The organism is Drancourtella sp. An12 (assembly GCF_002160935.1).
In the GTDB taxonomy this organism is placed as follows: domain Bacteria; phylum Bacillota; class Clostridia; order Lachnospirales; family Lachnospiraceae; genus Sellimonas; species Sellimonas catena.
Genome location: NZ_NFLO01000006.1, coordinates 109,409 through 135,134, shown reverse-complemented (window position 1 = coordinate 135,134; position 25,726 = coordinate 109,409). Strand labels below are relative to the sequence as shown.

At 45.4% G+C, this 25,726-nt stretch carries 21 protein-coding genes and 1 tRNA gene; 21 read left to right on the top strand and 1 reads right to left on the bottom strand.

From position 1 onward, the window contains the following. Positions 1–203 precede the first annotated feature (203 nt). From B5E64_RS08365 to B5E64_RS08355, 3 genes are read left to right on the top strand one after another with little or no spacing between them, the layout of a single operon-like run. Positions 204–554 carry an SPASM domain-containing protein gene (locus tag B5E64_RS08365; protein ID WP_162610164.1) on the top strand — a complete coding sequence of 117 codons (351 nt, stop codon included), beginning with the start codon at positions 204–206 and terminating at the stop codon, positions 552–554. Beyond that, the gene (locus B5E64_RS08360) at positions 472–1,755 is read left to right on the top strand and encodes an MFS transporter (RefSeq protein WP_087168058.1); all 1,284 of its coding nucleotides are present in this window, start codon (positions 472–474) and stop codon (positions 1,753–1,755) included. Before B5E64_RS08365 ends, B5E64_RS08360 begins: the two co-directional genes overlap by 83 nt. Then, the gene (locus B5E64_RS08355) at positions 1,742–2,320 is read left to right on the top strand and encodes a hypothetical protein (RefSeq protein WP_162610162.1); all 579 of its coding nucleotides are present in this window, start codon (positions 1,742–1,744) and stop codon (positions 2,318–2,320) included. Before B5E64_RS08360 ends, B5E64_RS08355 begins: the two co-directional genes overlap by 14 nt. A gap of 260 nt (positions 2,321–2,580) precedes the next feature. Here B5E64_RS08355 and B5E64_RS08350 read toward each other — a convergent pair whose 3' ends face one another. Then, the gene (locus B5E64_RS08350) at positions 2,581–6,834 is read right to left on the bottom strand and encodes a 2-hydroxyacyl-CoA dehydratase (protein WP_087168056.1); all 4,254 of its coding nucleotides are present in this window, start codon (positions 6,832–6,834) and stop codon (positions 2,581–2,583) included. 235 nt (positions 6,835–7,069) lie between these two features. On the opposite strand from B5E64_RS08350, the gene B5E64_RS08345 reads away from it, so the two are divergent. From B5E64_RS08345 to polA, 18 genes are all read left to right on the top strand, one after another. Then, positions 7,070–7,942, top strand: coding sequence for a rhomboid family intramembrane serine protease (locus B5E64_RS08345; RefSeq protein WP_087168071.1), 873 nt, complete (start codon positions 7,070–7,072; stop codon positions 7,940–7,942). A gap of 43 nt (positions 7,943–7,985) precedes the next feature. After that, positions 7,986–9,428 (top strand): pyruvate kinase, encoded by a 1,443-nt coding sequence (gene pyk, locus B5E64_RS08340; RefSeq protein ID WP_087168055.1) that lies wholly within the window; start codon positions 7,986–7,988, stop codon positions 9,426–9,428. A 101-nt stretch (positions 9,429–9,529) separates the two neighbouring features. Further along, a complete protein-coding gene (locus B5E64_RS08335) occupies positions 9,530–10,243 on the top strand; it encodes a TrmB family transcriptional regulator (RefSeq protein WP_087168054.1) in 714 nt (237 codons plus the stop codon). Beyond that, the gene (locus tag B5E64_RS08330) at positions 10,243–11,535 is read left to right on the top strand and encodes a diaminopimelate decarboxylase (RefSeq protein WP_087168053.1); all 1,293 of its coding nucleotides are present in this window, start codon (positions 10,243–10,245) and stop codon (positions 11,533–11,535) included. Before B5E64_RS08335 ends, B5E64_RS08330 begins: the two co-directional genes overlap by 1 nt. 60 nt (positions 11,536–11,595) lie before the next feature. Further along, a tRNA-Leu gene (locus B5E64_RS08325) sits at positions 11,596–11,678 on the top strand. Positions 11,679–11,801: 123 nt separating this feature from the next. After that, entirely contained in the window at positions 11,802–12,044 is a 243-nt protein-coding gene (locus B5E64_RS08320) for a hypothetical protein (RefSeq protein WP_242960131.1), read from the top strand. A 4-nt stretch (positions 12,045–12,048) separates the two neighbouring features. Beyond that, the gene (locus B5E64_RS08315; RefSeq protein ID WP_087168052.1) at positions 12,049–12,258 is read left to right on the top strand and encodes a DUF3791 domain-containing protein; all 210 of its coding nucleotides are present in this window, start codon (positions 12,049–12,051) and stop codon (positions 12,256–12,258) included. 285 nt (positions 12,259–12,543) lie between these two features. Further along, complete coding sequence (locus tag B5E64_RS08310; RefSeq protein ID WP_087168051.1) at positions 12,544–13,224, top strand: GntR family transcriptional regulator; 681 nt, start codon at positions 12,544–12,546, stop codon at positions 13,222–13,224. Positions 13,225–13,249: 25 nt separating this feature from the next. Next, complete coding sequence (locus tag B5E64_RS08305; protein WP_087168050.1) at positions 13,250–14,185, top strand: ABC transporter permease; 936 nt, start codon at positions 13,250–13,252, stop codon at positions 14,183–14,185. Positions 14,186–14,203: 18 nt separating this feature from the next. Then, entirely contained in the window at positions 14,204–15,154 is a 951-nt protein-coding gene (locus B5E64_RS08300; protein ID WP_087168049.1) for an ABC transporter permease, read from the top strand. 12 nt (positions 15,155–15,166) lie between these two features. Continuing rightward, the gene (locus B5E64_RS08295) at positions 15,167–16,201 is read left to right on the top strand and encodes an ABC transporter ATP-binding protein (protein WP_087168048.1); all 1,035 of its coding nucleotides are present in this window, start codon (positions 15,167–15,169) and stop codon (positions 16,199–16,201) included. Next, the gene (locus B5E64_RS08290; protein WP_087168047.1) at positions 16,201–17,169 is read left to right on the top strand and encodes an oligopeptide/dipeptide ABC transporter ATP-binding protein; all 969 of its coding nucleotides are present in this window, start codon (positions 16,201–16,203) and stop codon (positions 17,167–17,169) included. Before B5E64_RS08295 ends, B5E64_RS08290 begins: the two co-directional genes overlap by 1 nt. A gap of 58 nt (positions 17,170–17,227) precedes the next feature. Continuing rightward, positions 17,228–18,910: a peptide ABC transporter substrate-binding protein gene (locus B5E64_RS08285; RefSeq protein WP_087168046.1), complete on the top strand. Its 1,683-nt coding sequence runs from the start codon at positions 17,228–17,230 to the stop codon at positions 18,908–18,910. A gap of 72 nt (positions 18,911–18,982) precedes the next feature. Beyond that, positions 18,983–20,089 (top strand): amidohydrolase family protein, encoded by a 1,107-nt coding sequence (locus tag B5E64_RS08280; RefSeq protein ID WP_087168045.1) that lies wholly within the window; start codon positions 18,983–18,985, stop codon positions 20,087–20,089. Continuing rightward, positions 20,089–21,255 (top strand): amidohydrolase family protein, encoded by a 1,167-nt coding sequence (locus B5E64_RS08275; protein ID WP_087168044.1) that lies wholly within the window; start codon positions 20,089–20,091, stop codon positions 21,253–21,255. The genes B5E64_RS08280 and B5E64_RS08275 overlap by 1 nt, the downstream gene beginning before the upstream one ends. A gap of 87 nt (positions 21,256–21,342) precedes the next feature. Continuing rightward, on the top strand, positions 21,343–21,981 hold the full coding sequence (locus tag B5E64_RS08270; protein ID WP_087168043.1) for an orotate phosphoribosyltransferase: 639 nt from the start codon (positions 21,343–21,345) through the stop codon (positions 21,979–21,981). Between the two features lie 468 nt (positions 21,982–22,449). Further along, positions 22,450–23,007 (top strand): manganese efflux pump MntP family protein, encoded by a 558-nt coding sequence (locus tag B5E64_RS08265; RefSeq protein ID WP_087168042.1) that lies wholly within the window; start codon positions 22,450–22,452, stop codon positions 23,005–23,007. 48 nt (positions 23,008–23,055) lie between these two features. Then, the gene (gene polA / locus B5E64_RS08260; RefSeq protein ID WP_242960130.1) at positions 23,056–25,716 is read left to right on the top strand and encodes a DNA polymerase I; all 2,661 of its coding nucleotides are present in this window, start codon (positions 23,056–23,058) and stop codon (positions 25,714–25,716) included. Positions 25,717–25,726: the final 10 nt, after the last annotated feature.

Sequence of the window (25,726 nt, the reverse complement as noted above, 5' to 3'; positions counted from 1 at the left end):
ATATATAAAACATAGAAAACATAGTATTAAATATAGTGTTTTAAATTTAGGGGAAATTGCTTGCTTTTCTATTTTTTTGATTAATATACGACTATATGCTAAAAAAATTAATAATCATATATATTTTAAAATATTTTAGAAGAAGTGGATTTTATAAAGTGTTAGGTTGATCTTTTGAAATAGTAAAGTTTGCAGATAATATGATGTTTGGAAATGAAGGCTTTCCAGTAACTCACTGTGGGGCGGGAATCACATCCTTAAGTATTCATCCAGATGGTAATGTATATCCTTGTGTGAAAAGATATAACGAAACAGATTTAATAACAAATATATTTGAAATGGAAGCAGTAAATGATATTATCAATCATAGAAAAGAATTGATTGAAAAAGATTTGGTTGATAATAAAAAACATTGTCAAAAATGTGATTTAAAATATTTTTGTGGGGGTGGATGCAGAGCAGAAGCTACAAATGATTTACCTTGTAAATATAATTGTAGTTATTATGAATTTGCTCTGGAGTATTATGGTGAAAAAATTCATAATCAATCATGATTTTCAAACTCTTATGCTTTCTATCTTGATTAGTTATGTAGGAGATACATTATTCGATCTGTTTATCGTTTGGAAAGTAACGTATGACTCTGGCAATATCATGAATGCTGCATATATGATAGGCGGTTCACTCACCTTTCGGGGAATTTTATCTCTTGTTGTCGGGATTATGATTGATCGGTTTGATAAAAAGAAATTGATGATTGCTGCAAACAGTATTTCCGGCGTTATTATTTTTTTGTTTTGGTGTTTTTATGGTTTTGCGATTCACCATATCGGTCTTTGCATTTTTTTTATACTGTTAAATGATATATGTAATACGGTATTTTCATCTGCATATACAACTTATGCGGCAGAAAAATTTGAAGAAACCATATTTATCAAATTTCAGTCCATCATAACAATGTTTTCCAGAACAATTTATATTATCGGGTCAGCGGTTGCAGGATGGATGATTACATGGGTTTCGGGAAGTAGTCTGTTTTTAATAGATACAGCCAGCTTTTTTGTATGTGCTTTTTTAATAGGCAGACTAGATGCTTCGAGTGGAAATGTAAAAAGGAGTTCCAGTAGCAAAGGATTGCTGATTTCTTTATTCAAAGATATAAAAATCTCATACCATTCTATTTTCCATAACGCATTGATTAGAAGTATGGTTCTCCTTATGTTTTTATTAAATCTGGCATATGGATTTGTACCGAATATTTTGCCAGTCATGTTTTCCGTTCAATCAGAAAGTTCAATTACGCTTGGGGTCATAAAATCAATGGTGGCTGTAGGTGAAATTCTTGGTTTGATGATTGTCAATAAATTTGGTCATTACGTAAGCACACTTTTTAAACTGGCAATGCTTGTTTGCGGCGTGTGTATGCTGTGCATTCCAATATGTCCTTTTTTCCTGACCGATTTTATTTTCTTGATATATGGAATGTTTGATTCCCTGACACAGCCTTTGTTCAGCTACGTTATTACAACAATTGATTCAGAAAATCGAGGAAAAATATTAGGAGGAATTGATACGCTTATCTTATTGTCACCTACCATTGGAATTGCTATTGGAACTCATGTTCTGACATTGAACTATGTGAATGGATTTTTGTATTTATCAGGTATTTTTTTGATTGGTTTATTGTTGGCAATTTTCAACAAAAATTTAAGCAATATAAGATTAAATAATAAAAGCATTGTTGAAAGAAAATAATAACCATTCATTCTTAAAAATGAAAAGGGAAAACATGATGAAACAAAAAGATAATTTGTCTATCCTAATTCTAAACAATGAATTGAAATGGATGAAAAGTATCGGATGCGAAATAAAAAAATGCAATAATAATATATTCGTTAGTCATCCTTCTGATAATTCAAGTGATTTTAATTTTACAGTAATATATTCAAATGTTTTTCCTCCAGGTAGTATGTGTTATAGAATTTCTAGCAGAATAAAGCTAAGGTCCACTCAATATACCCTCGAAGATTGTTTTGATATTAACTTTATCTTTAATGGTATAAGATATTCAAATGAAGATTTTCGGTTTTCGGAATTAAATTATCATCACTGGAAACCAAAATATGAAACAAAAAGAAAGAAAATATTTAATGCACATTATTATCTCATTTGGTATAAAAATTTGAAAATAGGAAAATTCAGCACAATTGAAGATAATGAAATCATAGGTATATATGATTATGAGATATATCCTATATTTCAAGGAAAAGGATTAGGTAGTAGGTTCTTAAAAATGTACTGTAGTACTCAAAAAAAATAATTTTTATACAAACATGGAGTGAAAATTTTTCTGCTATCAAATGCTATAAAAAAGCAGGCTTTGTTATATATGAAATTTTATATAGATATATAAGTAATAATTAGAGACTGGGAAAAAAGAGTTTATTGACAAACTCACTTTTCAGTATTTATTTTTATATTTTCTTGAAGTGCTATAACATAGCTGGTAAAAGCGGTTTGAATAACCGAATTTACCAGCTATTTTAAATTTTTAATGCCGCAGGCGTCCTAGTTGGATGCCTACTGTTCTTTTTCCAGATTTTTATTTGCGGTAGAGAGCATCAGCTTGATACGGTTCAGCTGATTTACCTCGCTGGCACCCGGATCGTAGTCGATCGCAACAATATTGGATTCCGGGTGAAGCCGTCTAAGCTCTTTAATAACACCTTTTCCGACCACATGGTTTGGAAGGCAGGCAAACGGCTGTGTGCAGACGATATTCTTTGCGCCTGTCTCGATCAGCTCCAGCATTTCGCCGGTCAGGAACCATCCCTCACCGGTCTGGTTGCCAAGCTGAACAACTTCACTTGCCATGGAGGCAAGATGTTCAATTCTGGACGGCGGAGTAAAACGCTTGCTCTTTTTATATGCGTCCACAGCCGGCTTCCGGAACCATTCGATCACCTTGATACCGAGATTTGCGAGCCGGGCGGAAGACTTCTTCATTCCTAGATGGGTATGCTTGAAGTTGGAGTTGTAGAAGCAGTACAGCAGAAAGTCTACAAGATCCGGCACAACCGCCTCTGCGCCTTCATGCTCCAGAAGATCAACCAGATAATTGTTTGCCGCCGGAAGGAATTTGACAAGGATTTCTCCTACAACTCCTACACGGGGCTTTTTCTCATCCGTGATCGGCAGAGTATCAAAGTCATGAATGATCTGCCGGCAAAGTTTTTTGAACCGGCGTCTGGAAGGATATCCTTCAGAGACAAATTTCCGGCAGACAGCAGCCCATTTTTCATAGAGCGCATTGGCAGATCCTTTTTCAGCCTCATACGGACGAATCCGGTAGAGACACCGCATAAAGACATCTCCAAGGACTGCGGCATATACACCGCGCAGCGCCAGCATCGGCGTGATCTTAAAGCCGGGATTCTTTTCCAGTCCGCTCAGGTTGATGGAAATAACCGGGATATGGGCATACCCCGCTTTTTTCAGCGCCCGGCGGATAAATCCGATATAGTTTGAAGCACGGCAGCCGCCTCCCGTCTGGGAAATAATCACCGCAAGATGATCGGTATCATATTTTCCGGAAAGGATGGCGTCCATGATCTGGCCTACAACCATCAGAGACGGATAGCAGGCGTCGTTATTAACGTACTTCAGACCGACATTGACTGCATCCCGGTTATCATTTGGAAGCACCTCGATCTTGTATCCGGAAGCGCGGAAAGCCGGCTCAATCAGATCAAAGTGGATCGGTGACATCTGTGGACAAAGGATGGTATACGTTTCCTTCATCTCTTTTGTAAACGGAATTTTTTCAATTGCAGCGCTTCGAACTTCACGTTTTTCTTTTTTTACATCTCTTGCGCGGATAGCCGCAAGAAGAGAACGGATACGGATTCTGGCTGCGCCCAGATTGTTGACCTCATCGATTTTCAGCGAGGTATAAATCTTTCCGGAACCGGTCAGAATATCTGCCACCTCATCGGTGGTTACCGCATCAAGTCCACATCCGAAAGAGTTAAGCTGGATCAGATCCAGATTCTCCGTTGTCTTGACATAGTTTGCAGCCGCGTAAAGTCTGGAGTGGTACATCCACTGGTCCATAACGTTGAGCGGACGCTCCACCGGATTTAAGTGGGAGATAGAGTCCTCTGTCAGAACGGCAATTCCGTAAGAGGTAATCAGTTCCGGAATACCGTGGTTGACTTCCGGGTCATAATGGTACGGACGTCCTGCAAGGACAATGCCGTGCCGTCCGGTCTTTTCCAGATAAGCGAGGGTCTCCTCGCCTTTTTTACGGATATCGTCCCGGCAGTTTTCCAGTTCCACCCATCCTTTGTGGGCAGCATCCCGGATTTTTTCCTCCGGAATCCGGAATTTTTCAGAGAGGATTTCGACCAGGCGGTCCGCCATGATCTCTTCGCTTGTCAGTGCAAGGAACGGATTCATGAAATCAACCTTTCCCTGTACGATCTCGTCCATATTGTTTTTGATATTTTCCGCATAGGAGGTAACGATCGGGCAGTTGTAGTGGTTGTTCGCATCCGGAAATTCATTCCGTTCGTATGGAATGCAAGGGTAGAAGATCCGGTCCACATTCTGACGGATCAGCCACTCCACATGGCCGTGGGCAAGCTTTGCCGGATAGCACTCGGACTCGCTTGGGATGGATTCGATTCCCATCTCATAGATCTTTCTCGAAGAAGAAGGAGAAAGAACAACGGAAAATCCCAGTTCTGTAAAGAAGGTAAACCACAGAGGGTAATCTTCGTACATGTTCAGTACTCTTGGAAGTCCGATCGTTCCGTGAGGAGCCTCTTCCTTTGGAAGCGGCTTGTAGCCAAAATACCGCTCGTTTTTATAGGAGAAGAGGTTTGGAATATCGGTGTTGGTCTTTTCCTTTCCAAGACCCCGCTCACAACGGTTTCCGGTGATGAAACGTCTTCCGCCGGTAAACTTGTTGATTGTCAGACGGCAGTGGTTGGCACATCTCTGACATTTTGCCATGGATGTTTCGTATGTCAGATTTTCAATATCTTCGATAGAGAGCATGGTTGTCTCTTTGCAGTCATATGTATGGTACCGTTCACGGGCAATCAGTGCTGCTCCAAATGCTCCCATGATTCCGGCGATATCCGGGCGGACAGCCTCGCAGTTGGCGATTTTTTCAAAGCTGCGCAGTACAGCATTGTTATAGAAAGTACCGCCCTGGACAACAATGTTCTTACCAAGTTCCGATGCGTCGGAAACCTTGATAACCTTGAACAGCGCGTTCTTGATGACGGAGTAGGCAAGACCGGCGGAAATATCGGCAACAGAAGCGCCTTCTTTCTGGGCCTGCTTTACTTTTGAGTTCATAAATACCGTACATCGTGTTCCAAGGTCAATCGGATGTTTTGCGTAAAGCGCTTCGTCAGCAAAATCCTCCACAGAGTAATTCAGTGATTTGGCAAAGGTTTCAATGAAAGAACCGCATCCGGAGGAGCAGGCTTCATTGAGCTGTACGGAATCTACCGTATGGTTTTTAATTTTGATACATTTCATATCCTGGCCGCCGATGTCAAGAATACAGTCCACATCCGGTTCGAAGAAAGAGGCCGCATAATAATGCGAGATCGTCTCGACTTCTCCCTCATCCAGAAGAAACGCAGCTTTCATCAGCGCCTCTCCGTATCCGGTAGAGCAGGAGTAGGCAATCCGTGCGTCTTCCGGAAGCCTGGAATAAATATCTTTCAGCGCGGTGATCGTTGTGGCAAGCGGATCGCCGTCATTTCCGTGGTAAAAGGAATAAAGAAGTGTACCATCTTCGCCTACAAGCGCAGCTTTTGTCGTAGTGGAACCGGCATCGATTCCAAGATAAACATTCCCTTTGTAGGTGGAAAGATCCTTGACAGGGACCTGATGTCTGTCATGACGTTCCTTAAATTCACGGAACTCCTCCTCGGAAGCGAAGAGAGGATCCAGACGCTCCACTTCGAAATCCATCTGGATATGATTTGCCAGACGTTTCTGCAGCTCAATAATCGGAACATCCAGATCTTTTTTGGAATTCAGTGCGGATCCAACAGCAGCAAACAGGTGGGAGTTCTTCGGAGCAATCGTATGTTCGTCATCCAGCTCCAGTGTCCGGATAAATGCCGCTCTCAGCTCGGAGAGGAAATGCAACGGACCGCCGAGGAATGCAACATGTCCGCGGATCGGCTTTCCGCATGCCAGACCGCTGATTGTCTGATTGACTACCGCCTGGAAAATAGAGGCTGCCAGGTCCTCCTTTGCGGCACCGTCATTGATCAGAGGCTGGATATCTGTCTTGGCAAACACACCGCAGCGTGCGGCAATATCATATAAGGCATTATAATTTTTTGCATATTCATTCAAACCTGTGGCATCCGTCTGAAGAAGAGAGGCCATCTGGTCGATAAAGGAACCGGTACCTCCGGCACAGATTCCGTTCATTCTCTGTTCCACATTTCCGTTTTCAAAATAGATAATCTTTGCGTCTTCGCCGCCAAGTTCGATGGCGACATCGGTCTGAGGAGCATAATCCTGTAAGGCAGTGGACACAGCAATTACTTCCTGGACAAAAGGAACACCGAGGTGCTTTGCCAGGGTAAGGCCGCCGCTTCCGGTAATGACCGGAGATACATGAATGGCCCCGAGCTGGTGGACAGCTCTTCCAAGCAAGTCAGAAAGGGTTTCCTGAATGTTGGCAAAATGTCGTTCATAATCTGAGAATATCATCTCGTTCTTTTCATCAAGAACCGCAATCTTGACAGTGGTAGAACCGATGTCAATTCCCAGAGTGAAAATATCCCTTTGGCTCATATTGTGTTACTCCTTTTCTATCTTATATGTGCAGATGTATTTCTTCTTATAATTAATATATTTTTGCAACATCGTTTATTATACGACAAAAAGGAGCAAGATACAATAAAATCTTCCTAAGGAAAAATGAATTTCCTGTAAAGTCCGGGAAGAATTCCTGTAAAGTCTGTGAAGCCGATTGACAAAAAAACAGGGAGAGGATACAATGAAAAACGAGTATGAAAGGAGAAAAAAGATGAATTGGATTTCACGTTTAGAGCGTAAATTCGGCAGATATGCGATTCCGAATCTGATGTATTTTATTATTATTCTGTATGGAATCGGATTTGTGCTGGACTACATCAATCCGTATTTTTATATCCAGTATCTGTCATTGAACGCAGCTGAAATTCTGCACGGACAAATTTGGAGAATCGTTACATTTTTGATTCAGCCGCCGTCAAACAACCTGATCTTTCTGATCATTGCTCTTTATTTTTATTATATGATTGGAAGAACGCTGGAGCAGACGTGGGGATCATTCCGGTTCAACCTTTATTTTTTTACCGGTGTGCTGTTCCACGTGATTGCCGCCCTTTTGATCTATCTGGTTACAGGTCAGGTCTACATGCTGGGTACGTCCTATCTGAACCTTTCCCTGTTCTTTGCTTTTGCAGCGGTATATCCGGACATGGAGTTCCTTCTGTTTTATATTCTGCCTGTCAAGGCAAAATGGCTGGCATGGATCGACGGGGCATTTTTCATCTGGACGATCATTCAGGGTTTTCTTCCGTCATACGGCGGAACATACACCAGCTACCGGGCAAGTGCTTTTGCGGCGGCAATTTCGATTCTGAATTTTGTGATTTTTTATGTTTCAACGAGAAACTACGCACAATTTTCTCCAAAGCAGCAGAAGCGCAGAAGAGAATTCAAAAAACAGATGAAAGCAAGGCCGCAGAATCATTATTCCGCGCAGCCTGACGGCAGAGTGCCGAAGCACCGGTGTGCAGTCTGCGGACGGACGGAGCTGGACCATCCGGAACTGGAATTCCGCTACTGTTCAAAATGTAATGGAAACTATGAATACTGTCAGGATCATCTGTTTACACATGAACATGTAAAATAGAAAGGCACATCAAGAGGTTACGACCAGAAAGGAATGGAAGAAAATGAAGAAGACGAAGATTGTATGCACAATGGGACCAAATGCAAATGATGAGAATCTGATGAGAAATCTTGTGAAAAACGGGATGAATATTGCGAGATTCAATTTTTCACATGGTGACTATGAAGAGCATAAATTCCGTATGGATATGCTCAAGAAGATCCGGGAAGAGGAGAAACTGCCGGTTGCAATTCTTCTGGATACAAAAGGACCGGAGATTCGTACAGGTGTCCTGAAAGACGGAAAGAAAGTGATATTACAGGAGGGGGCTGAATTCACATTGACTTCCGAGGACATTGTCGGAGATGAACACAAAGTTTCCATCACTTACAGCGGGCTGACCGAAGATGTAATGCCTGGACGGAAAATCCTGATTGATGACGGACTTATAGAGTTGGAAGTTGTCAGAATTACAGAAAACGATATTATCTGTAAGGTAATCAACGGAGGAGAACTCGGGGAGAAGAAGGGGATCAATGTACCGAATGTACCGGTACGTCTTCCGGCTATTACAGAGAAAGACAGAGAGGACATTAAATTCGGCGTCAGCCAGGGCATCGATTTTATCGCAGCTTCCTTTGTAAGAAACGCAGAGTGCATTATCGAAATCCGAAGCTGGTTAAGAGAATGTAACGCCCCTTATATTCCGATCATAGCAAAAATTGAAAATGCGGAAGGAATCCGCAATATCGATGAAATTATCCGCTGCGCGGACGGTGTCATGGTTGCAAGAGGTGATATGGGTGTGGAAATTCCGGCACAGGAAGTTCCGTATATCCAGAAGGAAATTATTAAGAAATGTAATGACAACTTCAAACCGGTTATTACAGCGACACAGATGCTTGACTCCATGATCCGGAATCCTCGCCCGACACGTGCAGAGGTAACCGACGTGGCAAATGCGGTATATGACGGAACCGATGCTGTCATGCTTTCCGGGGAGACAGCACAGGGTAAATACCCGGTAGAGGCACTCAAGATGATGGTGCAGATCGTAGAAAATACGGAGAGCCATCTGGACTATGATGTGCTTCTGAAAAAAGCACAGCAGCACAGAAGACAGAGCATCTCCAGTGCTATCGGATTTTCCACTGTAGCAACAGCAGACAACCTGGATGCAAAATGTATTGTCGCGCCGACCATGTCCGGAGCAACCGCGAAGGTGGTATCCAAATTCAAACCGAGAGCAGATGTCATCGGTGTCAGTCCGGATGAGGCGACACTCCGCAGAATGCAGATTTACTGGGGCGTACGTCCGCTGAAATCTATTCCGCTGAAGTCTATGGAAGATGTCTGTGAAAACGCGCTTGAGATGGTAAAAGCGAAACAGTACGTGGAACCGGGGGATATCGTTGTATTGACGGCAGGGCTTCCTGCGCCGATGGGATCTTATTCTTATGCGGGGAACAGCGGAAGCAATATGATGAGAATTGCGGTAATTGAATAAAAAATGCAGTCAGGGCGGACAGAATTGTCTGTCCTGATTTTTCTTGACTTTCCGGGAAAATGTGCTATAGTAGTACCATAAAGAGCTACTAAGGAGAAAATATGGGTACAGAACAGTTTAAAGAGCATTTAATGAAATTTGATTTAACGAGACAGGAGGCTTCCCTTTATGAGAGCCTTCTTGAGAATGGAAAGCTGACCGGATATGAGGCGGCAAAACTGACGGGAATTTCCCGTTCGAATGTCTATGCCTCGCTGGCTTCTCTGTGCGAGAAAGGAGCAGCTTATCTGGAAGAAAATGAGACAGGCAGAAAATATCTTGCAGTGCCGGTTCAGGAGTTCTGTGAAGAAAAGATTGACCAGCTGAAAAATGAGGAGGACTGGCTGCTTCTCCATGCGCCTGTTCAGAAAAAAGAAGAGGAAGGCTACATCACTATTTCCGGGCAGGAGGCAGTGGAGTCAAAGGCAAGAGGTCTTCTGAAAAAAGCAGAAGAAAGAGTTTATATTTCAGCCGGACAGTCTTTCCTGAAAGTAGTGCTTCCGGATCTGCAGACTCTTTCCGATGCAGGAAAGAAAGTCGTCATCATCACAGACTGGGAAGAGTTACAAGAACCAGGGACCATTTACCGTGCCGGGGACAAAAAAGGGCAGGTGGGAATGATTGTGGATTCCTCCTTTGTCCTGAGCGGAGAATATGGAGAGCAGTCCGGAAATACCTGTCTGTATACAGGCCAGCGCAATTTCGTTGAGATTTTCAAAGAGGCGATGGCAAATGAGATAAAAGTGATTGAACTTACGAAAGGAGAAAAGAACTGATGGAAAAGAAACCATTTGTTTCCAAAGAAAAACTGGATGAAATTATTCAGGAATTTCCGACCCCGTTTCACCTGTACGATGAAAAGGGAATTCGGGAGAACGCAAGAGCTTTAAAGGAGGCCTTTGCATGGAATCCGGGATATAAAGAATATTTTGCAGTAAAGGCGACGCCGAATCCGTTCCTGATTCAGATTTTAAAGGAGTATGGCTGCGGCTGTGACTGTTCCTCTTTTACGGAGTTGATGTTATCCGGGGCAATGGGAATGAAAGGAGAGGACATCATGTTTTCATCCAATGATACTCCGGCAGAGGACTTTCAGCTTGCCGACCGTCTCGGGGCCATCATCAATCTGGATGATATCACGCATATTGATTTCCTTGAAGAAGCGATCGGACACATTCCGGAGACGATCAGCTGCCGTTACAATCCGGGTGGAGTTTTTCAGATTACCAATGACATCATGGACAACCCGGGAGATGCCAAATACGGCATGACAACAGAACAGATCACAGAAGCATTTAAAATCCTGAAGTCAAAAGGAGCAAAAGAATTCGGAATCCACGCATTTCTCGCAAGCAACACGGTGACGAATGAGTACTACCCGATGCTTGCCGAAGTGCTTTTCAAAACAGCGGTCAAGCTGAAAGAAGAGACCGGTGTTCATATCAAATTTATCAATCTTTCCGGCGGAATCGGAATTCCATACCGTCCGGACCAGGAGCCGAATGATATCCGCGTCATCGGAGAAGGCGTACGAAAAGTATACGAAAAAGTGCTCGTTCCGGCAGAAATGGGGGATGTGGCAATCTACACGGAACTTGGAAGATTTATGATGGGACCGTACGGATGTCTTGTGACAAAAGCGATCCATGAAAAACATACGCATAAAGAATATATCGGCGTGGATGCCTGCGCGGTCAATCTGATGCGCCCGGCCATGTATGGTGCATACCATCATATTACAGTAATGGGAAAAGAAAACGAGCCGTGTGATCATAAATACGATGTCACCGGATCTCTCTGCGAGAATAACGATAAATTCGCGATCGACAGGATGCTTCCGAAGATCGATATGGGAGATGTGCTCGTGATCCACGATACCGGAGCACACGGATTTTCCATGGGCTACAATTACAACGGAAAACTCAAATCCGCAGAAGTCCTTTTGAAAGAAGATGGAACAGCACAGCTGATCCGCCGCGCCGAGACTCCGGCAGACTACTTTGCAACCTTCGACTGCTTTGAGATCGGAAAAGAACTGATCGCGGAATCAGAAAAAATCTGGAAATAATTCCTTGCAAACAAAGAGTTGCTGTGATATAATAATTCTCGGCTTAATCAGCCGGGAAAAGCCGGCGTGTCGGAATGGCAGACGAGGCAGACTCAAAATCTGTTATGGGCAACCATGTGCGGGTTCAAGTCCCGCCGCCGGCAGTACTTTATCAAATAAAGAGATACGAAAAGAGCGGGAAAACCACAGGGAAAAGGGGTTCCCGCTGTTTTTGAATAATTGGAAATTTGAAAGGGCAGCAAGAGGTAGATTCTTTTTTGGGGGCAGTGGCAAATGATGATGTATACCGTGCAATGTTGGCTATTATTATACCGCCTATTATCGATCAAATTGTAAAAAATAGTAATATAGATGAAAAATCGGCAATTTCATGTTTTTATCGATCGAAATTATACAAGGAACTTTCTGATGAACAATCGAAACTATGGCATTGCAGCCCCCTGACATTTTATACGATGTACCAGGATGAACTTTTAACAGGATCCTATGATTATCCGGAGGAGGCATAAGAAGGTGAGCAAAGAAGCCGGTTTTTTGATTTACTGCATGGAGAGATATCGTCATTTTAAAGGGCTCTCTGGTTCTGAAGTTGCAGATCTGTTCGAAAGCTGCAAAGTGGATGAGTATATTATGAAGTATTTTGAGTCTCTCCATACAATGGGAGAGCAGTATATCATAAAGGATATTGATGATTATATTGCCGAAATGAGAAAAGAGAATTAAATATTTGGAAACATGAAAGATCAGAGCTGTTGCTCCAACAATGCGGTCGTATCGTTGGATGATGAACGGCTCTTTTTTTATCTATCTCAAATCCACGTAAAATAAGCAAAACATACAAAAATAGAAAAAATTAATACCTGTAATAGACAAAATGCATAAAAAATAAAATGAAATTTTGGCGGTTATTTTTGTATAAAGTCGATTGTCAACAATTGACTTTATACAAGGGGGAGGGGTATAATAAACTCAATAATTTCGCAAAGTAAAGTGAAAAAGGAGACGACTATGGCCAAAGCATCAATATCACGAAAAACACTGAGGGAACAGGTTGCGGAAGTTTTGCGAAAGAAAATTTTAAATGAAGAAATCAAACCGGGAGAAAGGATGATTGAAGCCCAGATTTCTGAGGAGTTTCAGACAAGCAGAGGGCCGGTCCGGGAAGCATTAAGACAGCTTGAAGAGGAAGGGCTGCTTGAATACGAATCTCATAAGGGATGTATTGTAAGAACAATGACTTATGCAGAAATGCAGGAAGCCTATCTGATTCGTTCGACGTTAGAAGAACTTGCGGTTAAAATGTGCTCCGGAAAACTGACGGAAGAACTGGACAGAAAAATGGAGAACAATCTCAGAAAACTTGGCGAGGCGGCCGGTAGGAAAGATCTTTATCAGATCATTGAACTGGACGAACAGTTTCATTCTTATGTGGTAATGGCATCTCACAGTGATAAGCTCTACAAAGTATGGAAGTCGTTGGAAAGCGGGAACACGGCAGCTTACTATACGATGGGATCGGAAGCACTGGTGCCATTTGATTATATCCAGTATAACCACCAGAGGATTCTGGATTCGTTCCGGATGCAGTCAGTGGAGCAGATCTGCGAAGAGATCCAGCATCATTACATGATTGTGCCGGAAGTATTATTCCAGGAACTTCAAAAGAAAAAGCAGTCAGAGGAAAGCTGACGGGAAAAAGAAGGGAGAGAAAAAGATGCTGAAATTTATTGGGAAACGGCTGGCATATGCAATTCTGACATTGTTTTTGATTGCAACAGCTACATTTTTTCTTGTAGCGGGGGCACCTGGAGATCCGATTGCAGCAAAGGTCGGACAGATGCCGGAGCAGGCACAGGAGATTATTGAGAAAAAGTACGGACTGGACAAGCCGGTATTTCAAAGGTATCTCACATATATGAAGAACCTTTTGACAACCGGGAATTTCGGAGAATCCATTGTTTACACCGGAAAAACGGCGAATGAAGTAATCAGGGAAAATACATGGACTTCGGCCAAAATAGGATTGCTTGCTATTTTGTTCCAGGTGACCATCGGAGTGGCGCTTGGCATGATAGCGGCGCTGAACCGGGGAAGGCCGGTGGATCATGTGATACGGGTGCTCGTCGTGCTGGCGATCTGTGTGCCAAGCTTTGTGTTTGCAGCTGTTTTGCAGTATTTTCTCGCATTCAAATGGAAACTGGTTCCGGTATTTGGATGGGGAGAGTTAAAGCACTACATTCTCCCGGTTGCGGCATACGCCATCGGAGGAATCGCTTCCTATACGAAATATACACGAAGCAGCATGATCTCCGTGATCGGGGAAGACTATATCGTTACGGCTCAGGCGAAGGGCTGTAACCGGAAGAGAGTCGTCAAAAAACACGTTCTTCGGAACTCCATGATCCCGATTATTACCATGATCGGACCGGCGATTTCAGGAGTGTTTGCAGGATCCTTTATTCTTGAGAAGATGTTTTCGATTCCGGGGCTTGGTTTTTACTATGTAAAAGCAGTTTCGGACAATGACTATACGATGATTATCGGACTTACCATTTTCTTTGCAATCCTGTTTGTGGGAGCACTGATTGTTGTGGATATTCTGTACGGCATCGTGGATCCGCGGATCCGGGTCGCAAAGGGAAAGAAGTAAAAGCGAGGTGAGCAAGTGATGGAAATGAGAGAGAACATCAATATTTCAGACTCTGTGAATGATACAGAGGATCTGTTTGAACGAATCGGCACAGAAGGATTGTCGGGAGAAGAACTGGGAGCGAAGTCCCTTACATACTGGGCGGATGTCTGGAGAAGATTCAAAGCCAACAAGCTTGCAATCTTCGGACTGATCCTCCTGATTGCGATTATTCTGCTGCTGTTTTTGGGCCCGACGATTTCGGGAAAGGATTATCAGTATATCAATGCGGACATTAAAAATCAGGGACCGAGTGCCGAGCACTGGTTTGGAACAGATGATATGGGAAGAGATCTGTTTACCCGTGTCTGTGTCGGCGGCCGGATTTCGATTTATATCGGTCTTTGCTGTACCGCAGTAATGTTTGTCATCGGGGCTCTGGCCGGAGCACTGGCCGGATTAAAAGGCGGGCTGGTAGACGATATCATCATGAGACTTTGCGAACTGATCGGAAATCTTCCGTATCTGATTATTGTCACGATTCTGTCCATGGTCATGGGAAGAAGCCTGTTTTCCCTTGTGTTCGCCATGAGCCTGACAGCCTGGGTAGGAACAGCGCGTATGGTCCGGGGCCAGATTCTTCAGATCAAGGAACAGGATTATGTACAGGCGGCAAAAGCACTGGGAGCGTCCACAGGCAGAATCATTATCAAGCATCTGCTTCCGAACACCCTTGGAATTATCATGGTAGATATCACCATGTCGATTCCAGGATTCGTATTCAGCGAGGCGTTTTTAAGTTATATCGGGCTGGGTGTGAGACCGCCGGAGACAAGCTGGGGTGCGCTGGCATCCGCAGGGCAGCAGCAGCTGATGTTCTATCCGCACCAGTTGTTCTTCCCGTGTTTGATGATTGTCCTTACGATGCTGTCATTCCATCTGATCGGTGACGGACTTTCTGACGCACTGGATCCAAAACTGAGAAAATAAGGGGGAATCATGATGAACGAAAATATATTGGAAGTAAAGAATCTGCATGTTTCCTTCAAAACCTATGCCGGGATATCACATGCAGTAAGAGGAGTGGACTTCAGTCTGAGAAAAGGAGAAACACTTGCGATCGTAGGCGAATCCGGATGTGGAAAGACCGTGACATCCAAAGCGATTATGGGGCTTCTTCCGGCCCAGAATACGATGATTGAAAAAGGCGGCGGGGCACAGATCCTGTTCCAGGGAGACAATCTTTTGGACTATACGGAAAATCAGATGACCCAGATCAGAGGAAGCAAGATTTCCATGATTTTTCAGGATCCGATGACATCGCTGAATCCGACCATGAAGATCGGAGAGCAGATCGCGGAAAGTATCCTGATCCATACACAGACGTCCAAAGAACATGCAATGAAAGAAGCCGAAAAGATGCTGGAACTGGTAAAAATTCCAAATGCGTCAAAGCGGATGAAGCAGTATCCGTTCGAATTTTCCGGAGGAATGAGGCAGAGAGCCATGATTGCAGTTGCCCTTGCGTGCAAGCCGGAGATTCTGATTGCCGATGAACCGACCACTGCGCTGGATGTTACTATTCAGGCTCAGATCATGGATCTGATCGGAGACCTGCAGAAAGAACTGAACATGGCAGTAATCCTTGTTACACACGACCTGGGAGTCGTGGCGAGCGTGGCGGACTATATTCAGGTCATGTATGCAGGTAAGATTGTGGAAAGAGGAACGGTAGACGAGATCTTCTACCAGTCCACTCATCCGTACACAAGAGCGCTGCTCAACTCGGTTCCGAAAATTCATTCGAACAACAAAGAAACCTTGTATTCTTTAAAGGGAACACCGCCGGATCTGATTAACCCTCCTAAGGGATGTTCTTTTGCACCGAGATGTGAATACGGCATGAAGATCTGCAGAATGCAGTATCCTGAGGAGACGAAATTCAGCCATTCCCAGAAATGTTCCTGCTGGCTGCACCATCCGAAGGCGGATGTCAGCGGACTTCCGGAAAATATGATCAGAAGGGGGAATCAGTGATGGACGAGAAAAAGGTTCTGATTGAAGTCAAAGACTTAAAAAAGTATTTTCAGGTGGGACGCCATCAGACATTAAAAGCGGTGGATGGAGTCAGCTTTAAAATCTATAAAGGCGAGACGCTGGGGCTTGTAGGAGAGTCGGGCTGCGGGAAAACGACGTGCGGCAAAACCGTAATGGGACTTTATGATGCCACCGGAGGAGAAGTGATCTTTGACGGGGTGGAAATTCACAGCCTACATAAAAAAGAGAAAAAGGAATTCACAAAGAGAGCACAGATTATTTTCCAGGACCCGTATTCCTCTTTGAATCCGAGAATGACGGTAGGGGATATTATCGGAGAAGGGATCGACATTCATAAGCTGTATACAGGAAAAGAACGTCAGGAAAAAATTTATGAACTGTTGGAACTAGTGGGCCTGAACAGGGAACATGCCCTCCGTTTCCCGCATGAATTTTCCGGAGGTCAAAGGCAGAGGATCGGAATTGCAAGAGCGCTTGCCATTGAACCGGAATTTATCGTATGTGACGAGCCGATTTCCGCGCTGGACGTATCCATCCAGGCGCAGATCGTCAACCTTCTGATTGAGCTTCAGAAGAAAAAGAATCTGACCTATCTTTTCATCGCCCATGATCTTTCCATGGTAAAGCATATCTCCGATCGGGTCGGCGTTATGTATCTCGGAAACATGGTGGAATTCGCGTCCAGCAATGAGCTGTATGACAATCCGCTGCATCCATACACGAAGGCATTGATGTCGGCGATCCCGATTCCGGATCCGAAAGAGGAAAAGAAAAAGACCCGGATCCCGATTGAGGGCGAAATTCCAAGTCCGGTCAATCCAAAGCCGGGATGCCGGTTTGCAGCACGGTGCCGGTATGCGACGGACCTCTGCCGCAGCGAGACGCCAAAGCTTGAGGAGATAGAGAAGGGACATTTTGTAGCATGCCACAGGGTAAAAGAGATCTGACAATCCATGGATACATGGATTTAGGATAGAGAACAAAATTTTAAAAAGGAGGAATAGTATGAAAAAGAGAGTACTTGCATGTCTGCTTGCAGCAGTCATGACAGCAGGGCTTCTCGCAGGATGCGGAGGCGATGAAAAATCAGGTGGAGGCGGATCTTCCGAACAGGTGCTGAACATTTCCACCAACAGCGTGGTAGTCGGATTAAATCCACTGGTCAATACAACAGCGCCGGACAATATCGCCCACAACATGATTTATGATCCTCTCATAAGAGACCGTTCCGCAAAGGACAATACGGATGAGATTGTGCCTGCAGCAGCCGAAAGCTGGGATGTCAGCGAGGATGGACTGACCTACACATTCCACATGAATCCGGACGCAAAGTGGAGCGATGGATCCAAGGTGACAGCCAACGATTTCGAATTTACGTTCAAACAGATGGCAGATCCAAATACAGCGGCAACGAATGCATGGCTGTTTGACGGAGTCATTGTCAATTTCTCAGAGGCACTGTACAACAATGGAAAGACACCGGATGAAATCGGTGTCAAGGCATTGGATGAGGAAACTCTGGAAATCCAGCTGGTACACCCGGCGTCCTATTTCTTACAGCTGGTAGCAGGTTCCGCATATCCGGTCAACCAGGCCAAATATGAGGAATATGGATCCGAATATGGAACTGCTCCGGATAAGACAGTCTACAACGGACCGTTAAAAGTGACAAGCTGGAATCAGAATACCGAGATGGTTCTGGAGAAGAACGATCAGTACTGGGGACAGGAAGACATGCAGCTGGACAAAGTCAATTACAAGGTTATCCAGGAATCTTCCACAGCAGTGCAGGCGTTTATCAACGGCGAGCTGGATGTTGTCAGCACATCGGACACCAACTGGGGTAAAACCATCACGGCGGCCGGCGACTCCCAGGAGATGACGGTTCCGTCCAGTGCACCGGATTTCTTTATGTTCAATCTGAAAAATGAATATTTGAGCAATACGAAAATCCGCCAGGCACTTTCCATTGCTTTTGACAGGCAGGAAATGGTAGATACGCTCCGGGATGGTATGTCTGTACCGATTTACTCTATGATGCCGGATACGATGAAGGTGGGAGATAAAACCTATACAGAGCTTGTAGACGGAAAGAATTACTTTGTAACTCAGATGCAGGAAGAATACACAGATCCAAAGGCACTTCTGCAGGAAGGTCTTGCAGAGCTTGGAAAGAGTACAGATCCGTCTCAGATGACGATCCGCTACGCAAGCCGCGGAACATCAGAGCTTTCCAAGAAGATCGGTGAGTGGATGAAACAGGTATGGGAAGAAAAGCTTGGTATCAATGTGCAGATCGATATGATGGAATGGAACATCATGTGGGATAAAATCGATGCCGGAGATTATGACATTGCCTGCGGAGGCTGGGGACCGTACTATAATGAACCAAGTGCACTTCTGCAGCTGTTTGAACCGGTCAATGGTTATTTCAACGCGGACAAGACAGGATGGAACAATGAAGATTCCCAGAAGTTTACAGAACTTCTGAATCAGGCAAAAGATGTCGTAGATGACAAGGAAAAGGCGGAGATCTATCTTCAGGCGGAACAGCTTGTGGTAGGAAATGCCCTGATTGCTCCAATGTACCTGGAAGCATCACCGACTTACGTGAAAAACCATGTAAAAAATTATTATGTAGCAACAAACGGTCTGGTAGACTTTTCACAGGTTTCCGTGGAAAATTAGAATACCAGTCAGCAAAAAGGGCCGGTCGCTTTTGTGATCGGCTTTTTTCAGAAAAGGAGGGACAACAACAGCATGTACCTGATAAAAAACGGAAGAATCCATGTAGGGGACGGGACCGTCCTGGATGGATGCGACATTTTGACGGAAGGGCGGGTGATCCGGGACATCGCGCCTGGCATCTGCTGTCAGGAGGCGGAGGTGATCGATGCGTCCGGCTGCGAGATTTTCCCTGGATTCATTGATCCTCATTCCTCTGTGGGAGCCATGGGGATGCCGTCCAGATATCTGGACAATCAGGAGAAAACCGATCCGCTGACTCCGCAGCTGAATGTGAAATATGCCATTGATCCGGATGAGATCGATGCCCAGGAGTTTTATAAGAGCGGGATCACGGCAGTGGGCCTGACTCCTGGAAATGCCAATGTGATGGGTGGACAGATTGCCGTATGCAAAACTGCCCATATGAAGATGGCAGACAGGCTTGTCAAAGAAAAGGCGGCACTCAAGTGCAGCGTCACATCCGAGGTGAAATCGGTCTATGGCGGACGAAACCAGATGCCAAAAACAAGAATGGGAGCATTCTGGATTTTTCAGGAGGCCCTCAGAAAGGCAAAAGCTCCGGAGGAACAAGAAAAGGGAAAACTGATTTGCGAAATCTTTGAAAAGGGCAGCATGCCGGCCTTTGTGGCGGCCCAGACAGCGGGAGAGATTCAGGGTGTACTGGAAATGATGAAAACGGAACATACATCCCTTGTCCTGGTGGACGGGTACGAGTTTGACCGGGCGCTGGAGGAGATCAAGCGGCAGAATGCCGGACTGATTTTGGGAAATGTCAGCGACTGCTCACAGGTAACCAAGCACGGAATGGATCTTGGGAAAATCTGCGATCTGAATGAGAATGGAAATCTGGTTGCGTTTACCGCTTCCAACGGAGGTTTTTCAGAGGGAAGAGAAGTGTTCCTGTGGACCGCCATTGAAGTGTACCGGGCAGGAGCGGACGCGGAAGAAGTGGTGAAGATGATGACGCTGAATCCGGCAAAAATGCTGGGCGTATCTGACAGAATCGGGACACTGGAGACCGGAAAGGATGCGGATCTTTCCATCTATACCGGACATCCGGTGAAAACTTATGCGGCAAGAGTCAGAACCAGCATGATCAATGGGGAGGTGGTATTCTGATGGCACAGACTCTGATTCAAAATGGAACGATTTACACAATGGAAGATGGAGATACTGTTTTCACAGGTGAGATTCTGGTGGAGGACGGAAAGATCAAGAAGATCGGCACCCGTATTCCGGAAGAGGAACTTTCCGGGGATGTGGAAGTGATCGATGCGGCAGGACTCAATGTCATGCCGGGGCTGATCGAGGCGCATTCTCATATCGGATTATTTGATTTTAACGGAGAATCCTCCGTGGATGACGCAAATGAGATGACAAATCCGGTGACGTTGTCCATAGATGCAAGATACAGCGTAAATCCGCAGGCAAGAGAATTCAAGGCAGCGTATTCCCACGGAATTACGACGATGCTTTTGACTCCTGGAAGTGGAAATGTGTTCTGCGGACTTCCGTTTGCGCTGAAGACATATGGAAATAATGTGTTTGACATGTCAATTAAGGCTCCGTGTGCCGTAAAAATAGCTCTTGGAGGAAATCCGAAAGGAACCTATGGAGAGAGAAACCAGCTTCCGATGACCCGGATGGGTGTGGCTCAGGTGCTGTGGGACACCTTCCGAAAAGCAAAAGATTACATGGAAGCAAAAGAATCCGGAGATCATCCGGCATATGATGCGGACATGGAGGCGATGATCCCGGCGCTGAAAAGGGAGATTCCATGCAAGATTCACTGTACCCAGCATGATATGCTGACCGCTATCGAAGTGGCAAACGCATATGGAGTCCGGTTCTCGCTGGAACACGCCTGGGGCGCATCCGATTATATCGATGAGATTGTGGAAAGCGGATGCGATGTCTGCTACGGGCCGATCGGAACATACCGGGCGGCAGGAGAGCGGCGGAAAGTAGACATCGAAGCGGTCAAAACGCTGGATGAGCGTGGCGTGAATGTGGCGCTGATCACCGATTCGCCGATTCTCAGCGAAGAGTCTTTGTATCATCATATCGGGGAAGCTGTCAGGGAGGGCGTACCGTATCTGCGGGCCCTTCGCATGGTGACCATCAATCCGGCGCACGTCCTTGGAGTGGAAGACCGGGTCGGAACACTCCGGGAGGGGAAGGACGCGGACCTGATCCTGGTGAAAGGAAGGCCGGGACTCGATACGGATGCCAGCGTGTGTAAAACAATGATTGATGGAAAGGTCATCTGGCAGTCTGTTTCATAAGATACTCCTGTCAGGGAAAATGTGGTATAATGACTTTATCAAAACCGTTACCGTATCAGAAAGAAATGAAAAAGGAGGGACAGTCCTATGGATGAACGTTTAACCAATCTGCGTTCCGGGAAGAATCCGAAGGCGCGGATTAAGATTCTGAAAGGTCATTTTGCCACAAGTAATTCTCATATCAATACCTATATCGATATGTCCACAGTCAAAACAAGACACCACAATGCGCGGGAGACAGCCAGGGTTCTGGCGGAGGAATACACGCATACGTACATTGACACGATCGTATGCCTGGATGAAACGGAAGTGATCGGTACATTTATGGCAGAGATTCTGGCGGACGAGACAAATATGTCCATGAGCCACGACAACAATATTTCTGTTGTGACGCCGGAGTTTGATACGATGGGACAGATTTTGTTCCGTGATAATAAGATCCGGATGATTGAAAACAAGCAGGTACTGATTCTGGCGGCTTCGATTACAACAGGAAAGACGATCTTAAAGGCAGCGGAGTCTGTACTGTATTACGGCGGGAAGGTGTGCGGCGTTGCAGGAATTTTCAGTGCTGTGTCCAGGATTGCGGATATGGAAGTGAAATCCATTTTTACTAGCGCGGATCTGCCGGACTACAAAGTATACACTCCGCAGAGCTGCCCGATGTGCAGGGAAGGAAAGCGTGTTGAGGCGCTGGTAAACAGTTACGGATATTCCAAATTATAACAAAGAGTTCCGCTTGCGGAACTCTCGCGCCGGGCGCGGTCGCTTTAGCGGCAAACTTCTGCTTTGCGCGAGTGCGCATTCCGCGGAGCATTTTTATTTAACAGTTTTCTGTCAAATAAGAAAAAACGGCAGTTACCCGGGTGAGGAGGACTGCCGTTTTTGACGCAGTGAGAAAGAAAGTGCTCAGATCATGAAAAAAATGTTGAAAGAAGGCAGAATGTCGGTTATAATACAAAACAGCGATGAACGCTGGCGCGGAAATGACAAAGAAAGAATGAGCATAAGGGAGTAGTTGGCACTTTCGGTGTGACAAAGTCAACATATTGGAGCGATCCTGGCTTTGTATGAAACAACGAGACTTATCTGTATCAGAAGATGATATGGGTAGGACTCGATTTTTTTTTGCTCTTTTTACGGAAGTTCTGCGCAGATTTTAAGGGAAGAAAAAACAACCAGGAGGAAAAAGAAATGGGATTTTTGGAACTGTTTTTCATAGCAGTGGGCCTTGCCATGGACGCATTTGCAGTATCTATCTGTAAAGGGCTCTCTGTGGGAGTGGCGAAGCCGAAGTACATACTGTGTGTGGGACTTTATTTCGGAGGCTTTCAGGCATTGATGCCGACCATCGGATATTTTGTAGGTGTGAATTTTAAGGGAGCTATTCAGAGTGTGGATCACTGGATCGCATTTATTCTGCTGGCCATCATCGGAGGAAATATGATCCGGGAGTCCAGAGGAGAAGAGGAATGCGTGGGTGCACGGTTTGACGTGAAGGAAATGACTGCGCTGGCAGTGGCGACCAGTATCGATGCTCTGGCAGTCGGCGTGACATTTGCGTTTCTGGATGTCAATATTGCCCCGGCAGCAGCGTTTATCGGCTGCCTGACATTTGTGATTTCAGCAGCCGGCCTGAAAATCGGTACGGTATTCGGAACAAAATACAGAAATAAAGCGGAATGTTTCGGCGGAATTGTCCTGATTCTGATCGGACTCAAAATTCTTCTGGAGCATCTTGGCATATTTTAGCATTGTAAAAGAGGGCAAAACGAAGTAAAATAAAAGAAGTATTTTGACATGGAACGGGGTTTGACAATGAATGAAAAACAATTTCAAGACCAGAAAATTGTCCTGATTGACGGACACAGTATTCTGAACAGGGCATTTTACGGACTTCCGGATCTGACCAATGCCGAAGGACTTCATACGAATGCAGTTTATGGATTTTTAAATATTCTTTTTAAAATACTCGAGGAGGAAAAGCCGGAATATCTGACGGTTGCCTTTGATGTTCATGCGCCGACATTCCGGCATGAGATGTACAAGGAGTATAAAGGCACGAGAAAGCCGATGGCGGAAGAGCTCCGGCAGCAGGTTCCGGTGATCAAAGAGGTTCTGAAAGCGATGGGGATCCGACTGATTGAACAGGCAGGACTCGAGGCGGACGACCTGATCGGGACACTTTCCAGACGCTGCGAGGAGGCGGGCATGCAGGTCGTTGTCCTTTCCGGAGACCGGGATCTTCTTCAGCTTGCCACAAAGAAAGTAAAAATCCGTATCCCGAAGACGAAGCAGGGACGGACTGAAGTGGAAGATTATCTGGAAGAGGATGTAAAAGAAAAGTACCAGGTGACGCCGAAAGAGTTTATCGATGTCAAGGCGCTGATGGGAGATGCTTCTGACAATATTCCGGGCGTTCCGAGCATCGGAGAGAAGACAGCGACGAAGATTATCGTGGAGTATCAGACGATCGAGAATGCATATGCCCATGTGGACGAACTTAAGCCTCCGAGGGCGGCAAAAGCATTGAAAGAGCATTACGATCTGGCACAGATGAGCAAGGAACTTGCGACGATCAATGTCCATGCGGATTTTCCGTATGAAGTGGAAGAAGGAAAGATTGGAGAACTCTTTACTGCTGAAGCATATGAGTGGTTCCAGAAGCTGGAATTTAAAAATCTGCTTGGAAAGTTTGAGATTCAGGCTCCGGCTTCCGAAATTGAGGACAGTTTTGTGACCGTAACAGACCCTGCCGGCATGGATGCTGTATTTGAAAAGGCGGCAGGGGCCGGGACTGTAGGTGTTGTTCTGGAGCGGAATACGGAGAATGTTCTTCCGTTATTTGCCGCAATGAGCGGTATTTCCGGAGCGGTGCTTGCCTTTTCAGCAGACGGGAAGGACGAGATCGTTTCCATTCAGACCGGAAACGGGATTTCCGCGGATGCTCTTATGGAACGTCTGTCCGCTCTGACAGAAAGCCGGGCGCAGATTTCCATGTTTGACGTAAAAAAAGAACTGCCGCATGTCCGGACATGCAGACGGGAGAATTTCTTTGATGTTCATGTGGCCGCCTACCTGTTAAATCCGCTCAAGAGCTCCTATGAGCCTGACGATGTGGCAAGAGAATATCTGGATCTTACGATTGATGCGAAGCTTTCTGAAGAGAAAAAGAGCTGTTATGAGGCGTATACGATGTACCGGGCAGCAGACGTACTCCGGGAAAAGCTGAAAGAATACGGCATGGAAGCACTTTTTGATGAAATCGAGATGCCGCTTGTGTTTGCGCTTTTTGATATGGAGCAGGCAGGCGTGAAAGTGGAAGCGGAAGCCCTGAAAGAATACGGACAGGATCTTGGCGTCCAGATCGAAAGACTGGAGGCGGAGATTTTTGAACTGGCAGGGGAAACCTTTAATATCAATTCTCCGAAACAGCTGGGAGTCGTTCTTTTTGAACACCTGGAGCTCCCTCATGGAAAGAAGACGAAGACAGGATATTCCACAGCGGCAGATATTCTGGAAAAGCTGGCGCCGGACTATCCGGTCGTATCGAAGATTCTGGAATACAGGCAGCTGGCAAAGCTGAAATCCACCTACGCGGACGGCCTAGTGAATTTTATTTCGGAGGATCACCGGATTCACGGTACTTTTAACCAGACTGTTACGGCGACCGGCCGGATCAGCAGTACGGAGCCGAATCTTCAGAATATCCCGATCCGGATGGAACTGGGAAGACAGATCCGGAAAGTCTTTGTGCCGGAGGAAGGATTCGTGTTTGTGGATGCGGATTATTCCCAGATTGAGCTTCGGATTCTGGCGCACTGTTCAGATGATGAGGCGCTGATTCAGGCATATAAGGAGGCAAAAGACATCCACAGGACGACGGCATCCCAGGTATTCCATACACCGTTTGACGAGGTGACAGATCTGCAGAGAAGAAATGCGAAGGCGGTCAATTTCGGGATTGTCTACGGGATCAGTTCCTTTGGGCTTAGTCAGGACTTGAGCATTACAAGAAAAGAAGCGGCAGAATATATTGACCGCTATTTTGAAACCTATCCGGGGGTCAAAGCATATCTGGACGGAGAAGTGGCTTTCGCAAAAGAACACGGATATGTGACAACGATTTTTGGAAGAAGAAGACCGGTTCCGGAGCTTTCTTCCAGCAACTTCATGCAGAGAAGTTTTGGAGAACGTGTGGCAATGAATTCCCCGATTCAGGGGGCAGCGGCAGACATCATGAAGATTGCGATGATCCGTGTCAATCAGCGGCTTCGTGAGGAACAGATGGAGTCCCGTATTGTCATTCAGGTACACGATGAGCTTCTGGTAGAGGCCAGAATCGATGAAGTAGAGAAAGTTAAAGAGATACTGAAAGAAGAGATGGAACATGCCGCAGATCTGAAGGTTCCGCTGATTGCAGATATGAGCGTCGGATCAAACTGGTATGAGGCCAAATAGAGAAAAGTCA

What these genes read in the sequence shown, in the direction of transcription:
- B5E64_RS08365 (WP_162610164.1), top strand. Translation starts at nt 204, where the DNA reads ATGTTTGGAAATGAAGGCTTTCCAGTAACTCACTGTGGGGCGGGAATC.
- B5E64_RS08360 (WP_087168058.1), top strand. Translation starts at nt 472, where the DNA reads ATGATTTACCTTGTAAATATAATTGTAGTTATTATGAATTTGCTCTGG.
- B5E64_RS08350 (WP_087168056.1), bottom strand. Translation starts at nt 6,834, where the DNA reads ATGAGCCAAAGGGATATTTTCACTCTGGGAATTGACATCGGTTCTACC.
- B5E64_RS08345 (WP_087168071.1), top strand. Translation starts at nt 7,070, where the DNA reads ATGAATTGGATTTCACGTTTAGAGCGTAAATTCGGCAGATATGCGATT.
- pyk (WP_087168055.1), top strand. Translation starts at nt 7,986, where the DNA reads ATGAAGAAGACGAAGATTGTATGCACAATGGGACCAAATGCAAATGAT.
- B5E64_RS08335 (WP_087168054.1), top strand. Translation starts at nt 9,530, where the DNA reads ATGGGTACAGAACAGTTTAAAGAGCATTTAATGAAATTTGATTTAACG.
- B5E64_RS08330 (WP_087168053.1), top strand. Translation starts at nt 10,243, where the DNA reads ATGGAAAAGAAACCATTTGTTTCCAAAGAAAAACTGGATGAAATTATT.
- B5E64_RS08310 (WP_087168051.1), top strand. Translation starts at nt 12,544, where the DNA reads ATGGCCAAAGCATCAATATCACGAAAAACACTGAGGGAACAGGTTGCG.
- B5E64_RS08305 (WP_087168050.1), top strand. Translation starts at nt 13,250, where the DNA reads ATGCTGAAATTTATTGGGAAACGGCTGGCATATGCAATTCTGACATTG.
- B5E64_RS08300 (WP_087168049.1), top strand. Translation starts at nt 14,204, where the DNA reads ATGGAAATGAGAGAGAACATCAATATTTCAGACTCTGTGAATGATACA.
- B5E64_RS08295 (WP_087168048.1), top strand. Translation starts at nt 15,167, where the DNA reads ATGAACGAAAATATATTGGAAGTAAAGAATCTGCATGTTTCCTTCAAA.
- B5E64_RS08290 (WP_087168047.1), top strand. Translation starts at nt 16,201, where the DNA reads ATGGACGAGAAAAAGGTTCTGATTGAAGTCAAAGACTTAAAAAAGTAT.
- B5E64_RS08285 (WP_087168046.1), top strand. Translation starts at nt 17,228, where the DNA reads ATGAAAAAGAGAGTACTTGCATGTCTGCTTGCAGCAGTCATGACAGCA.
- B5E64_RS08280 (WP_087168045.1), top strand. Translation starts at nt 18,983, where the DNA reads ATGTACCTGATAAAAAACGGAAGAATCCATGTAGGGGACGGGACCGTC.
- B5E64_RS08275 (WP_087168044.1), top strand. Translation starts at nt 20,089, where the DNA reads ATGGCACAGACTCTGATTCAAAATGGAACGATTTACACAATGGAAGAT.
- B5E64_RS08270 (WP_087168043.1), top strand. Translation starts at nt 21,343, where the DNA reads ATGGATGAACGTTTAACCAATCTGCGTTCCGGGAAGAATCCGAAGGCG.
- B5E64_RS08265 (WP_087168042.1), top strand. Translation starts at nt 22,450, where the DNA reads ATGGGATTTTTGGAACTGTTTTTCATAGCAGTGGGCCTTGCCATGGAC.
- polA (WP_242960130.1), top strand. Translation starts at nt 23,056, where the DNA reads ATGGAACGGGGTTTGACAATGAATGAAAAACAATTTCAAGACCAGAAA.